Raw genomic sequence first — 12,558 nt, 5'->3', positions numbered from 1 at the left:
GTGCGCGAGTCCTTGGCGTCGGACCCCGAGACCTCGACTCCGCGGGCGCCGAGGTAGGCCGGCAGCGCCACGAACCCGCCGAAGCCCACCACGACGTCGGCCTCGACCTTGGTGAGCACCTCCCGCACCCGGGCGACGGCGCCGCGCACCTTGCCGGGCAGCCGCAGGAGGTCCGCTGTCGGCTTGCGCGGCAGCGGGACCGGTGGGATCAGCTCGAGGGGGTAGCCGCGGGCCGGGATCAGCCGTGTGTCGAGGCCCTTCTCCGTGCCCAGGGCCGTCACGGTCGCGTCGGGCCGCAGCCGCTTGACGGCGTCGGCGAGGGCGAGCGCCGGCTCGATGTGCCCGGCGGTGCCGCCGCCGGCGATCACCACCGACGGGCCCGGGCCCATCCGCGGCAGGAACTGGGTGCCGTACTCGCTCATCGTCTCCGCTCGTGGGATTCAGCTGTCGTGGACGGGGTCGGCGCGGGTCAGCGACGCACCGACCGCTGGACCGGCGGCCGCGGCGCGGGCGCGCGGTAGGGCTCCGGCAGCGGGAGCCGCAGGAACGAGGCGATCCGGCCCTGGCCGTCCGACCGCAGCGCCGCCACGGCCTCGGGCGCGTGCCGGGCCGCGGTGGTCAGCATGCCGAACACGAACATGGTCACGACGAGGGAGGTGCCGCCGGAGGAGATGAGCGGCAGCTGGAGGCCGGTGACCGGCAGCAGCCCGACCACGTACCCGATGTTGATCGCGGCCTGCACCACGAGGGAGGCCGTGGCCGTGGCGGCCACGAGCCGCAGCCACGGATCGGTGCTGCGCTTCGCGATGCGTAGGCCGGTGTAGGCCAGCGTGGCGAACAATGCGAGGACGGCGAAGGCCCCGACCAGGCCGAGCTCCTCGCCGATGATCGCGAAGATGAAGTCGTTGTGCGCGTTGGGCAGGTAGTCCCACTTGGCGCGGCCCTGCCCGAGCCCCACGCCGAACAGCCCGCCGTCGGCCAGCGAGTAGAGCGCCTGGGTGGCCTGGTAGGCGGGGCCGAGCGGGTCCGCGGTGTCCGAGGAGAGGAAGGCGGTGATGCGGCTGACCCGGTAGCCGGCGGTGAGCCCGAGGATCACGGCCCCGCCCAGACCGCCCGCGGCGATCGCGGCGATCAGCTTCATCGGGGCGCCGCCGAACCACAGCAGCGCGACCATGACGATGCCGAGCGAGACCGTCATGCCCAGGTCCGGCTCGAGGACGAGCAGGGTGAGCAGCAGCAGCGTGACCGGGACCAGCGGGTTGAGCGCGTGCTTCCAGCGGTGCATGACGTTGCGCCGCGCGACGAGCACGTGCGCGCCCCAGAGCATGAGCGCCACCCGGACGCCCTCGGAGGGCTGCAGCGAGAACGAGCCGACGGCGAACCAGGACCGCGAGCCGTTGCGCACCACGCCGATGCCGGGGATGAGCACCGCGACCAGCAGCACGACACCGGCGATCAGCAGCCAGGGCGCCAGGGCCCGCATCCGCCGCGGCGGGATCCGCAGCCCGAGGTAGAACAGCACCAGGCCGGCCGCGCAGAAGCCCAGCTGCCGCACGAACACCGAGTACGACGAGCCGCCCGCGGAGTAGGCCTCCACCGACGACGCCGACAGCACCATCACCAGGCCGAAGATCGTCAGCAGCCCGAACACGCCGAGGATCAGGTGCAACGAGGTGAGCGGGCGGCGCAGCCACGTCTGCAGGGCCTTGGCGCCGCGCGCGACGGCGGCGCGCGCCGGGGCGAGGCCGTCGGCGCGACCGTCGGCGCGGCCGGACGGTCGGCGCGGCCGCCGCGTGGGGGCACTCATGCGCCCTGCTCCCCGGCCTCGCTCCCGGCCCGGGTCCCCAGGGCCGCCACCGCGGCCGCGAACGCCTCGCCGCGCTCGGCGTAGTCCCGGAACTGGTCCATGGAGGCCGCAGCGGGTGCGAGGAGTACGACGTCCCCCGGTCGGGCGAGTGCGGCGGCACGGCGGACGGCGGAGGACATGACCTCATCGTCGCCCTCGGTCACCTCGGTCGCGGGGATCTGGGGCGCGTGTCGCGCGAGTGCGTCGACGATCTCCGCCCGGTCGGTGCCGATCACCACGGCCCCCGCCAGCCGGTCGGCGTGCCGCGCGACGAGCTCGTCGACGTGGGCGCCCTTGAGCAGGCCGCCCAGGACCCAGACGATCCTCCCCGCGGGCTGGGCGGCGAGGGCGGCGTCGGCGGCGTGCGGGTTGGTGGCCTTGGAGTCGTCGACGTACCGGACCCCGCCGACCGTCCCGACGAGGGCCGAGCGGTGCGGACCGGGCCGGAACCCGGCGAGTCCCTCCCGCACCGCGCCGGGACCGACGCCGTGGGCACGGGCCAGCGCGGCGGCGGCCAGGGCGTCCGTGAGGCCGGGCGGCCCGCCCGGGGTGACGTCGGCGACGTCCGCGAGCACCACGCCCTCGCCGGAGCTCGCGACTCGCGGTGCAGGATCTCCCGACTCGCGCTGCCGGATCTCCCGACTCGCGGGGAAGGCGCGGTCGACCAGCTGCTCCCCCACGATCCCGAGCTGACCCGGGCCGGGCTCGCCGAGCGTGGCGCCGACCTTCGTCGGGGCCGGGCACTCGTGGAGCAGCCGCGCGGCGATCGGGTCGTCGATCCCGGCCACGGCGACGGGTCCGGTGAGCGCCCGGGCCTTGGCCGCGGCGTAGGCGTCCAGGCCGCCGTGCCAGTCCAGGTGGTCCTCGGCGACGTTGAGCACCAGGCCGGCGGCCGGCACCACCGACGGCGACCAGTGCAGCTGGAAGCTGGAGAGCTCGACCGCCAGCACGGCGTGCCCCGCCGCCACGGCGCTCACCACCGGGTAGCCGATGTTGCCGCAGGCCACGGCGTCGAGCCCGGCCGCACGCAGGATCGCGGCGAGCATGCCGGTGCAGGTGGTCTTACCGTTGGTGCCGGTCACCACGAGCCAGACCGGCGGGTCCGCCCGCTCCTGCCCCAGCCGCCAGGCCAGCTCCGGCTCGCCGACGACCTCGATCCCGCGGACGGCCGCCTCGGCGACGAGCGGGTGGTCGGGCCGGCGGCCCGGGCCCGTGACGATCAGCTCGACGCCCTCGGGCAGCCCGGTGACGGCCTCGGCACCGGCCGGGAGGCTCTCCAGGGCCGCGGCCCGGTCGTCGGACACCATGGTCCGGGCCCCGGCGGCGACCAGCACCTCGGCCGCGGCGAGGCCGGAGACCCCGGCGCCCGCGACGAGCACCGTGCGGCCGGCGAACTGGCTCGCCATCTCAGAACGCCGACGCCGCGGAGAGCCACTCGGAGTAGAAGATCCCCAGCCCCAGCGCCGCGCAGATCGCCGCGAGCAGCCAGAACCGGATGATCACCGTGGTCTCGGCCCACCCGGCCAGCTCGAAGTGGTGGTGGAAGGGCGCCATCCGGAACAGCCGTCGCCGGGTGCTGCGGAAGACGATGATCTGCAGCGAGACCGACAGCGCCTCGACCACGAACACCCCGCCCATGACGACGAGCAGCAGCTCGGTCTTGGTGACCATGGACAGGCCGGCGAGCAGGCCGCCGAGGGCCAGCGAGCCCGTGTCGCCCATGAAGATGCGGGCCGGCGCGGCGTTCCACCACAGGAAGCCGATGCAGCCGCCCATCGCGGCGGCGGCCACGATCGCGACGTCGAGCGGGTCGCGCACCTCGTAGCAGCCCGCGGCCGCGCCGACCGAGCAGCTGTTCCGGAACTGCCAGAACCCGATGATCGTGTAGGTCGCCAGCACCATCGCCGCGGTGCCGGCGGCGAGGCCGTCGAGCCCGTCGGTGAGGTTCACGGCGTTGGACCAGGCCGCGACGATCAGGTTGCAGAGGATCACGAACCCGACGACGCCGAAGCCGAGCACCGCGATGTCCCGCACGAAGGACAGGTACTCCGACGCCGGGGTGAGGTTGCGGGCGTTGGCGAACCGCAGCGCGAGGATGCTGAAGATCGTCGCGGTGAGCACCTGGCCCACGATCTTCGACGTCTTGTTCAGGCCCAGGTTGCGGCGCCGGCGCAGCTTGAGGAAGTCGTCGACGAACCCGACGACGCCCAGCGCGGTGGTGAGGAACAGGACCAGCAGCGCCGAGGCCGTCATCGGCTCGCCGGTGAGCAGGTGCGCGACCAGGTAGCCCGCCCAGATGGCGAGCAGGATCGCGACGCCGCCCATGGTCGGCGTGCCCCGCTTGGTCTGGTGGCTCTTCGGGCCGTCGGCGCGGATCTCCTGGCCGAAGCCCTGCCGCGCGAAGAAGCGGATCAGGTAGGGGGTGAGCAGGATGGACAGGGCCAGCGCGACCCCGGCGGCGACGAAGACGCCCCTCACTGTCGGATCAGCTCCTGTTCCACCAATGCCGCGGCGAGCCGGTCCAGGCCTGCCGAGCGCGAGGCCTTGACCAGCACGACGTCGCCCGGGCGCACCTGCGCGGCCAGCAACGCGGCCGCCGCGTCCCGGTCGGCCACCTGCTCGGTCCCGTAGAGATCCGTGCCGACGGCCACGAACCGGTCCACCCCCAGCTCCCGGACGACCTCCGCGACCTGCGCGTGCGCCGCCGGTGTGGTGTCGCCGAGCTCGGCCATCGGGCCCAGCACCGCCCACGTGCGGCGGTTCCCGCCGCCGATCGCGGCCAGGGCGCGCAGCGCGGCGGTCATCGACTCGGGGTTGGCGTTGTAGGCGTCGTTGACGACGGTCACCCCGTCTTCCCGGTCGGTGACCTCCATGCGCCAGCGGGAGGCGGCCGCGGCGCCGGACAGCGCCGCGGCGATCCCCTCCGGCGTGCCCCCGAGCTCCAGCGCGACCGCGGCCGCCGCGAGGGCGTTGCCCACGTGGTGCTCGCCGACCAGCGTCAGCGCCACCGGCGCCTCACCGGCCGGGGTGAGCAGCCGGAAGGAGGCCCGTCCGGCCTCGAGCCGGACGTCGGCGGCCCGCACCGCACCCCCCGTGCCGTACCCGACGACCCGGGCGGAGGTCCGGGAGGCCATGGCCGCGACCCGCGGGTCGTCGAGGTTCAGCACCGCGACCCCGCCCTCGGCCGCCGCCGGCAGTGCCTCGACCAGCTCGCCCTTCGCCTGCGCGATCGCCTCGGGCGAGCCGAACTCGCCGACGTGCGCGCTGCCGACGTTGAGCACCACACCGATCCGCGGCGGCGCGATCCGGCACAGCCGCGCGATGTGCCCCGGCCCGCGGGCCGAGAGCTCCAGCACGAGGTGCCGGGTCGCGGCGTCGGCGCGCAGCGCGGTCCACGGGTGCCCCAGCTCGTTGTTGAACGACCCGGGCGGGGCGACGGTCTCGCCGAGCGGCCGCAGCACGGCCGCGATCAGGTCCTTGGTCGAGGTCTTGCCCGAGCTGCCGGTCACGCCGACGACCTGCAGCTCCGGCAGGTGCGTGACGGAGTGCCGGGCGAGCTTGCCCAGCGCGGTCAGCACGGCGGCACCCGAACCATCCGGGTCTGCGTCGCCGAGGTCCGTGCCGGCGAACGAGTCCTCCGCCGGCGGCGCGATCACGGCCGCCGCGTCGACCTCCCGCCCGGCGAGCACCGCCGAGGCTCCGGCCGCCACCGCCGCGGCCGCGAAGTCGTGGCCGTCGGCCCGCTCCCCGGGCAGGGCGAGGAACAGCCCGCCCGGCCCGACCTTCCGGGAGTCGAACTCCACCGCGGTGACGGCCTCGTCGCCCGTCGCCCGGTGCAGCCTGCCCCCGGTCACGGCGGCGACCTCGGCCAGCCGCATCTCGATCATCGTGCCTTCCTCGATCCCCGGATCATCGCCCGGCGGCGCGGATCGCCGCGGCGAGCTCGTCCACGTCATCGAACGGGTGCTTGACCCCGTGGACCTCCTGGCCGGTCTCGTGTCCCTTACCCGCAACGACCACCACGTCGCCGGGTTTCGCCACCTCGACGGCGGCCGCGATCGCCGCGCGCCGGTCGCCGATCTCGAGGATGTCGCCCCGCGCGGGCTCGGCCTCGGCACCTGCGCGCATGGCGGCCCGGATCTCCGCCGGGTCCTCGGTGCGCGGGTTGTCGTCCGTGACGATGAGCACGTCCGAGCGGGCGGCCGCGGCGGCCCCCATGAGCGGGCGCTTGCCGGTGTCGCGGTCGCCACCGCAGCCGAGGACGGTCACGATCCGACCCTGCGGCTGCTGGGCGCGCAGGGCGTCGAGCAGCGCGGCGACGGCGGCGGGCTTGTGCGCGTAGTCCACGACCGCGAGGAACCCCTGCCCGGCCTCGACCCGCTGCATGCGACCGGGTACGGCCAGCTCGGCGAACCGCGGTGCGGCCACGGCGGCGGGCACCCCCGCCAGGTCGAGCACGGCCAGCGCCAGCACGGCGTTGGCGATGTTGAAGGCGCCCGGCAGCTGCAGCCGCAGCGGGACCTCCTGCCCGTCCGGCGCGACGACGACGGCCTGCTGCGCCCCGTCGGGGTCGGTCACCACGTCCCGGGCGGTCCAGTCCGCCGGGGCGGTGGTGGAGACCGTCACCGCGTCGGCGGCCATGCCGGCCAGCCGGCGGCCCCACTCGTCGTCGACGCAGACGACGCCCCTCGCCGCGCGCAGCTCGTCGTCGACGAACAGGCGCGCCTTCGCGGCGAAGTACTCCTCCATGTCGTGGTGGAAGTCCAGGTGGTCCTGCGAGAGGTTGGTGAAGGCGCCCACCGCGAACCGCGTGCCGGCCACCCGGCCCATGGCCAGCGCGTGGCTGGAGACCTCCATCGCGACGTCCGTGACGCCGCGCTCGCGCATCACGCCGAACAGCGCCTGCAGGTCCGGCGCCTCGGGGGTGGTGAACGCGCTGGGCAGCGACTCCGTGCCGATCCGGGTCTGCACGGTGCCCAGCAGCCCGGTCGCCCGGCCGCCGGCCCGCAGCCCGGCCTCGAGGAAGTGGGCCACCGTCGTCTTGCCGCTGGTCCCGGTCACGCCGAGGACGGTGAGGTCCGCGGTCGGGTCGCCGTAGACGGCGGCGGACAGCGCCCCGAGGACGGTGCGCGGGTGCGGGTGCAGCAGCGCCCGCACGGCCCCGCGCTCGACGGCCTCGGCCAGCTCGGGCCGGGTCAGTCCGGCCGGGTCGGTGAGGACGGCCGCAGCGCCGGCGGCGAGCGCCGGACCGGCGAAGTCGGCGCCGTGGGCCCGGGCGCCCGGCAGCGCGGCGAACAGGTCGCCGGGGTGGACGTCGGCGTTGCGGTGGGTCACGCCGGTGACCGCGACCGCGGGCCCCGCTGCGCCCACCGTCGGCTCCGCACGCTCCGCCGAGGTGCCCATGGGCGGGTACGGCTCGGCGCCGCTCAGCGCGGCGAGGTGGGCGAGGGCGACGGGGGCGACCCGCGCGGGGCGCGGGGGAAGGGCCCGGGGAGGCTGCTGCTGCCCGGCCGTCGCACGCGCGTCCGTCGGGCGGTCCGTGGGAGCGGAGCTGGCGGTCGACACGTCCGGGAGGCTACCGAGGGCCGCCGGGCGCCCCTCCCCCGCACCACCCGCCCGGCACGGCCCCTCCGGGCCCGTCGCGCGGCCTGCGCGCATGCCGGAGCGGCCCCCGGTCTCCACGTCCGGGGGCCGGTCCGACGGCGGTCGGGTCACGGCCGGGATCACACCGCGGTCGACCCCGCCGTCTCGCTCCGCGGGCTCCGCTCAGTGCCGATGATCGCTCCGCACGCTCCGCTCAGTGCCGATGTTCGCTCCGCACGCTCCGCTCAGTGCCGATGTTCGCTCCGCACGCTCCGCTCAGTGCCGATGTTCGCTCCGCACGCTCCGCTCAGTGCCGATGATCGCTCCGCACGCTCCGCTCAGTGCCGATGATCGCTCCGCACGCTCCGCTCAGTGCCGATGATCGCCCCGCTCAGGGCGCCACCAGGGTCTGCACCGGGGCGGGCGGGCCGACCGGGATGTTGTCCTTCTGCCCCAGGTAGGAGGCGATGTCGTGGAACAGCGGGGCGGCGGAGGTGCCGCCCTTCGGCGCGTCGAGCATGATCGCCGCCACGAACCGGGGGTCCTGCGCCGGCATCATGCCCGCGAAGGTGATCCAGTAGGTCGACGACGCGTAGCAGCCGCACTTCGGGTCGACCTGCTGCGCGGTGCCCGTCTTGCCCGCGACCTGGTAGCCCGGGACCTGCGCGGTGTACCCCGTGCCCTGCTGCCCCGGCGCCTTCTGCGTGACGGCGGTGAGCATCGTGCGCAGCTGGGCCGCGGTCTCCGGCGACACCACCCGGACGCCCTCCGGCTGCGGCGTCTCGGTCCGTGAGCCGTCCGGCGCGACGGTGGCGCCGACGATCCGCGGCGGGATCCGCACCCCGTCGTTGGCCACGGCCTGGTACATCCCGGCCATCTGCAGCACGGTCATCGACAGGCCCTGCCCGATCGGCAGGTTGCCGAAGGTCGAGCCGGACCAGGCCGAGCGCGCCGGGACCGAGCCCGCGCTCTCGCCGGGCAGCCCGACGCCCGTGCGCTGGCCGATACCGAAGCGGGCCAGCATGTCCGAGAAACGGTCCGGGCCGAGCTTCTCCGCGGTCATGATCGTGCCGACGTTGGAGGACTTCGCCAGCACGCCGGTGAGCGTGTAGTGGTCCAGGCCGTGGTCCCAGGCGTCGTGCACCGTGCGGTCGGCGACCTTGATGCTGCCCGGGACGTCGAGCACGTCGTCCGGCCTCGCGACGCCGAACTCCAGCGCCCCCGCCATGGTGACGATCTTGTTGACCGACCCCGGCTCGAAGGGGCTGGACACCGCGGCGTTGCCGAGCGTGTTCGGGTCGGAGGTGGCGAGCTGGCGCGGGTCGAAGGTCGTCCCGTTGGCCATGGCCAGCACCTGACCGGTCTTCGAGTCGAGCACCACCGCCGAGCCGCCCTTGGCACCGGTCCTCGCCACGTAGTCCTGCAGCTTCTGCTGCACCACGTACTGCAGGTCCGAGTCGATGGTCAGCTCGACGTCCGAGCCGGGGACCGCCGGCTGCTGCGCCCGGGTGCTGCCCGGGATGACGGTGTCGCTGCCCTCGGCGGTGTCGACGACCTGGAAGCCGTCCGTGCCGGCCAGCACGTCGTCGTCGGCGCTCTCCAGCCCGACACGGCCGACCAGCTTGCGGTTGTCCGCGCTCCACGTCGCGGCGCCGACGATGTTGGCCGCCAGCGTGCCGGACGGGTACTGCCGCGACTCCCGCTTCTCCTCGGCGATCTCCGGGAAGCGCTGCTCGAGGGCGCGCGCCACGTCCGGGTCCGCGCTGGTGGTGAGCACGACGTAGCCGCGGTCGGCGTCGAGCTGCTGCTGGATCGCGTTGGGGTCGCCGCCGGTGGCCTGGGCGACGGCCTGCGCCATCTCGGCCTTGTACGCGCCGGCCTGCTCCTTCTTCACCGAGCTGATCAGCCGCGGGTTGGTGACCAGGGCGCGGGCCTCGGTCGAGAAGGCCAGCCGGGTGCCGTTGCGGTCGAGGATCGCGCCGCGCTCCGCCGCGATGGTGATCTTGGTGGTGCGCTGCTTCTCCGCGCTCGCCGTCAGCTCGCCGGCGCGCACGGTCTGGATCAGCAGCAGCTGCGCCGCCGAGAGCAGCAACAGCGCGACGAGCACGAGCCGGCCGATGCGGAAACGCCGCTCCGCCTGCCCGACCCGGGCGGCCGGCCGGCGCGGCGGCCCCGGCGGGCGCCGCGGGCCGGACCGCGGACGGGAGCCGGGACGGGCGCGCGGGGGCGCGACGGCCATCAGCCCGCTCCGCCGCCGGTCGGGGCCGGGGCCTGGGCGGCCTGCTGGTCCTGCGCCGCCGCCCCACCCTGCGGCTCCTGCTGCTCCTGGGTCGCGGCCTCCGCGTTCGGGTTGGCGGGCGCGCCCTGCTGGACGTTCTGCTGCGTGTCCTGCTGCCGGGTCTGCTGCGTCTCCTGCTGGGCACCGGCGTCGGCGGCGAGCTGCGACTGCGCGGGCGCCTGGGCCGGCATCGGGTTCGCCGGTGCCGCCGGGGCGGCGGGCCGGGCCGCGTCGGCGGGCGCTGCGGCGACCGGCGCGACGGGCGGCGCGGGCCGGGTGGCCGCGGACGGCTCGCCGACGACCGTGACCGCCCCGTCGGGCCCGACGACGAGCCGGGCCGGGTCCTGCACCGGGACCATGCCGAGCTCGGTGGCCCGCTGGGCCAGTGCCGGGGCCGACTCCATCGCCGCCACCTCTCGGTGCAGCCGCTCGCTCTGCTCGGTCAGGTCGCGGGCCGCCGTCCGGGCGTCCTGCAGGGTGTAGGAGTCCGCGGCGGCGGCCGTGGACAGCCACAGCGTGAGCACCAGCGCGGTCGCCAGCAGCGCCATGATCAGCAGGACGAACTGCGCGCGCCCGCCGGTGGTGACCTTCTGCCCGGCGCGGCGCGGCGTGCCGACCAGCCGCCGGGTGCGCTGGTCCCGGCGCGCGTAGGCGGCCTCGGCCGCACCGGACCCGCGGCGCTGCGCGGGGACGGTGACGGTCCCCCGCTGGGCGGGGATCCGCCGGGCGGGAGCCTCGGTGCCCTTCCAGTCGACCGACACCGAGGGACGACGGGTGCGGGTCCGGTCCGCGACCGGCGCACTCACGCCGCACCCCCGGTGACGCCCTCCGAGTAGCTGCGGATCATGCTGCGACCTCCCGGATGCGTTCGGCGGCCCGGCACCGCACCGAGGCGGCGCGCGGGTTGTCTTCGATCTCGTCGTCCGTGGCGACCTCGGCCCCACGGGTCAACAGCCGCAGCTCCGGGCCGTGGCCCGGCAGCTCGACCGGCAGGTCCACCGGGGTCCGGGAGGTCGCGCGGGCGGTGAACTCCCGCTTGACCATCCGGTCCTCCAGCGAGTGGTAGGCGAGCACGACGACCCGCCCGCCCACCGCCAGCGAGTCGAGCGCGGCCGGCAGTGCCGTCCGCAGCGCCTCGAGCTCGCGGTTGACCTCGATCCGCAACGCCTGGAACGTGCGCTTGGCGGGATGCCCGCCGGTCCGCCGCGACGCGGCGGGCACCGCGGCGTAGAGCAGTTCCACCAGCTCGGCGCTGCGGGTGAACGGTGCCTGCTGCCGTCGTCGGGCCACGGCGGAGGCGATGCGCGCGGCGAACCGCTCCTCCCCGTATTCGCGCAGGATCCGGGTCAGCTCGGGCACCGCGTAGGTGTTCAGCACCTCGGCCGCGGTGGGACCCGTGGTGGGGTCCATCCGCATGTCGAGGTCGGCGTCGCGGGAGTAGGAGAAGCCGCGCTCGGCGGCGTCGAGCTGCAGCGAGGACACCCCGAGGTCGAACAGGACGCCGTCGACGCGCGGAAGCCCCAGTTCCGCGAGCACCTCGGCGATCCGGTCGTACACCGCGTGCACCAGGTGCGTGCGGCCGGAGTGGGCGGTGAGCCGCCGCCCGGCCAGCTCCAGCGCCTGCGGGTCCCGGTCGAGGCCGACCAGGGTCAGCCGCGGGTGCGCCGCCAGCAACGCCGCCGAGTGGCCGCCGAGGCCCAGGGTGGCGTCGACCAGCACCGCCGGCCGGTCCCGCAGGGCCGGCTCGAACAGCTCGAGCACGCGCGGCAGCATGACCGGCACGTGGGAGTGCGGACCCGGCTCGTCCTCCGTCGTGGACACCTGGTCACCTCCCGCCGCGCCCCGGCTCCGCGCCCGCACACGGAACCGCCCTGCATGCACAGCGGCCCGGGACCCGCCGGCGTCCCGAGCCGCTGCCGTCCCGCTCCAGCTCCCCAGCCTGGCGGGTGTGTACCGCTGTGTGAACCACTCGCGCCGCCGTCCCCACCTGGCCGCCGTGCGGCCTCCCCGCCCCGACGGACCTGGCACCGGGGAAGGTGCGCCAGGGCCGTCGGACCGGGAGGGCCTTCACGGCGTCCGGGTCGGGACGGCGACGGGTGTCGCGTCGTCGAAGTGGTGGACCGTGCCGCGCCCGTGTGGCCACGGGCTCAGATCAGTCCGGGCAGAACCTCCTCCTGCGCCTTGGCGTAGTCCTCCTCGTGCCGCTCCTGGTACTCCTGCCAGGACTGCGCGTCCCAGATCTCGACGCGCGTGAACGCGCCGATCACCACGCACTCCTTGGTCAGTCCCGCATACCGGCGCAGCTCCGGGGCGATCGCGATCCGGCCCTGGCCGTCGGGGTTCTGCTCGTCGGTGCCCGCGAAGAGGTTCCGCTGGAAGGCACGGGCCGACTCGCTGGTCAGCGGCGCCGAGGCAACCTTGGTGGCCATCTCCGTGAAGGCCTCACGGGTGAACACGTAGAGGCAGTGGTCCTGCCCTTTCGTGACCATGCACCCGCCCCGCAGTTCGTCCCGGAACTTCGCCGGCAGCGTGAGCCGCCCCTTGTCGTCCAACCGAGGGGTGTAGGTGCCGAGGAACACCCGCCCCACCTCATCTCGGAGCCCCGTCTCGCTCCAACGGCGGCCACATTACCCCACTTCCCCCCACCGTCAACTCGAACAGACCCCTTCAGCGGCCTCCGTTCGGTGTTTCAGCAGGTCGGGGGACGTGGGGCTCAGTGGGGGGAAACCCGCGGACGACCCGTCCGACCCTCGCTCCCCACCCTCGCCCCACCAAAGAAACCGCAGGTCAGCGCGCTGCGGGTGCGAGGGTGGGGACCGCTGGGGCCCGGGGTGGGGGGCGGTGGGAGGCC

10 protein-coding genes are annotated in these 12,558 nt (G+C 75.2%); all 10 read right to left on the bottom strand.

The annotated features are described in order from the left end of the window. On the bottom strand, positions 1-422 hold a 422-nt coding region (locus LWC35_RS37845; RefSeq protein WP_232875351.1), incomplete at its 3' end, for a glycosyltransferase. Between the two features lie 47 nt (positions 423-469). Beyond that, positions 470-1,807, bottom strand: a complete 1,338-nt coding sequence (ftsW, locus tag LWC35_RS37840; RefSeq protein WP_232875350.1) for a putative lipid II flippase FtsW — start codon at positions 1,805-1,807, stop codon at positions 470-472. Continuing rightward, entirely contained in the window at positions 1,804-3,252 is a 1,449-nt protein-coding gene (gene murD, locus LWC35_RS37835; protein WP_232875349.1) for a UDP-N-acetylmuramoyl-L-alanine--D-glutamate ligase, read from the bottom strand. Before murD ends, ftsW begins: the two co-directional genes overlap by 4 nt. Position 3,253: 1 nt before the next feature. Next, on the bottom strand, positions 3,254-4,324 hold the full coding sequence (gene mraY, locus LWC35_RS37830) for a phospho-N-acetylmuramoyl-pentapeptide-transferase (RefSeq protein WP_232875348.1): 1,071 nt from the start codon (positions 4,322-4,324) through the stop codon (positions 3,254-3,256). Next, positions 4,321-5,733, bottom strand: coding sequence for a UDP-N-acetylmuramoyl-tripeptide--D-alanyl-D-alanine ligase (locus LWC35_RS37825; RefSeq protein WP_232875346.1), 1,413 nt, complete (start codon positions 5,731-5,733; stop codon positions 4,321-4,323). Before LWC35_RS37825 ends, mraY begins: the two co-directional genes overlap by 4 nt. A gap of 22 nt (positions 5,734-5,755) precedes the next feature. Beyond that, entirely contained in the window at positions 5,756-7,249 is a 1,494-nt protein-coding gene (locus tag LWC35_RS37820) for a UDP-N-acetylmuramoyl-L-alanyl-D-glutamate--2,6-diaminopimelate ligase (RefSeq protein WP_232875354.1), read from the bottom strand. 571 nt (positions 7,250-7,820) lie between these two features. Next, positions 7,821-9,668, bottom strand: coding sequence for a peptidoglycan D,D-transpeptidase FtsI family protein (locus LWC35_RS37815; RefSeq protein ID WP_232875345.1), 1,848 nt, complete (start codon positions 9,666-9,668; stop codon positions 7,821-7,823). Continuing rightward, positions 9,668-10,513: a cell division protein FtsL gene (gene ftsL, locus LWC35_RS37810; protein WP_232875343.1), complete on the bottom strand. Its 846-nt coding sequence runs from the start codon at positions 10,511-10,513 to the stop codon at positions 9,668-9,670. The genes LWC35_RS37815 and ftsL overlap by 1 nt, the downstream gene beginning before the upstream one ends. Before the next feature lie 37 nt (positions 10,514-10,550). Beyond that, a complete protein-coding gene (gene rsmH / locus LWC35_RS37805; RefSeq protein ID WP_232875352.1) occupies positions 10,551-11,480 on the bottom strand; it encodes a 16S rRNA (cytosine(1402)-N(4))-methyltransferase RsmH in 930 nt (309 codons plus the stop codon). Between the two features lie 374 nt (positions 11,481-11,854). Then, a complete protein-coding gene (gene mraZ / locus LWC35_RS37800; protein ID WP_037041303.1) occupies positions 11,855-12,286 on the bottom strand; it encodes a division/cell wall cluster transcriptional repressor MraZ in 432 nt (143 codons plus the stop codon). Positions 12,287-12,558: the final 272 nt, after the last annotated feature.

Origin of the sequence: Pseudonocardia kujensis (assembly GCF_021283305.1) — a bacterium.
Lineage (GTDB): Bacteria > Actinomycetota > Actinomycetes > Mycobacteriales > Pseudonocardiaceae > Pseudonocardia > Pseudonocardia kujensis.
This window is presented reverse-complemented; position numbering and strand designations above follow the sequence as displayed.

Excerpts from the sequence above, each read along its gene's own strand:
- ftsW (WP_232875350.1), bottom strand. The coding sequence starts at position 1,807 with ATGAGTGCCCCCACGCGGCGGCCGCGCCGACCGTCCGGCCGCGCCGAC.
- murD (WP_232875349.1), bottom strand. The coding sequence starts at position 3,252 with ATGGCGAGCCAGTTCGCCGGCCGCACGGTGCTCGTCGCGGGCGCCGGG.
- LWC35_RS37825 (WP_232875346.1), bottom strand. The coding sequence starts at position 5,733 with ATGATCGAGATGCGGCTGGCCGAGGTCGCCGCCGTGACCGGGGGCAGG.
- LWC35_RS37820 (WP_232875354.1), bottom strand. The coding sequence starts at position 7,249 with ATGGGCACCTCGGCGGAGCGTGCGGAGCCGACGGTGGGCGCAGCGGGG.
- LWC35_RS37815 (WP_232875345.1), bottom strand. The coding sequence starts at position 9,668 with ATGGCCGTCGCGCCCCCGCGCGCCCGTCCCGGCTCCCGTCCGCGGTCC.
- rsmH (WP_232875352.1), bottom strand. The coding sequence starts at position 11,480 with ATGCTGCCGCGCGTGCTCGAGCTGTTCGAGCCGGCCCTGCGGGACCGG.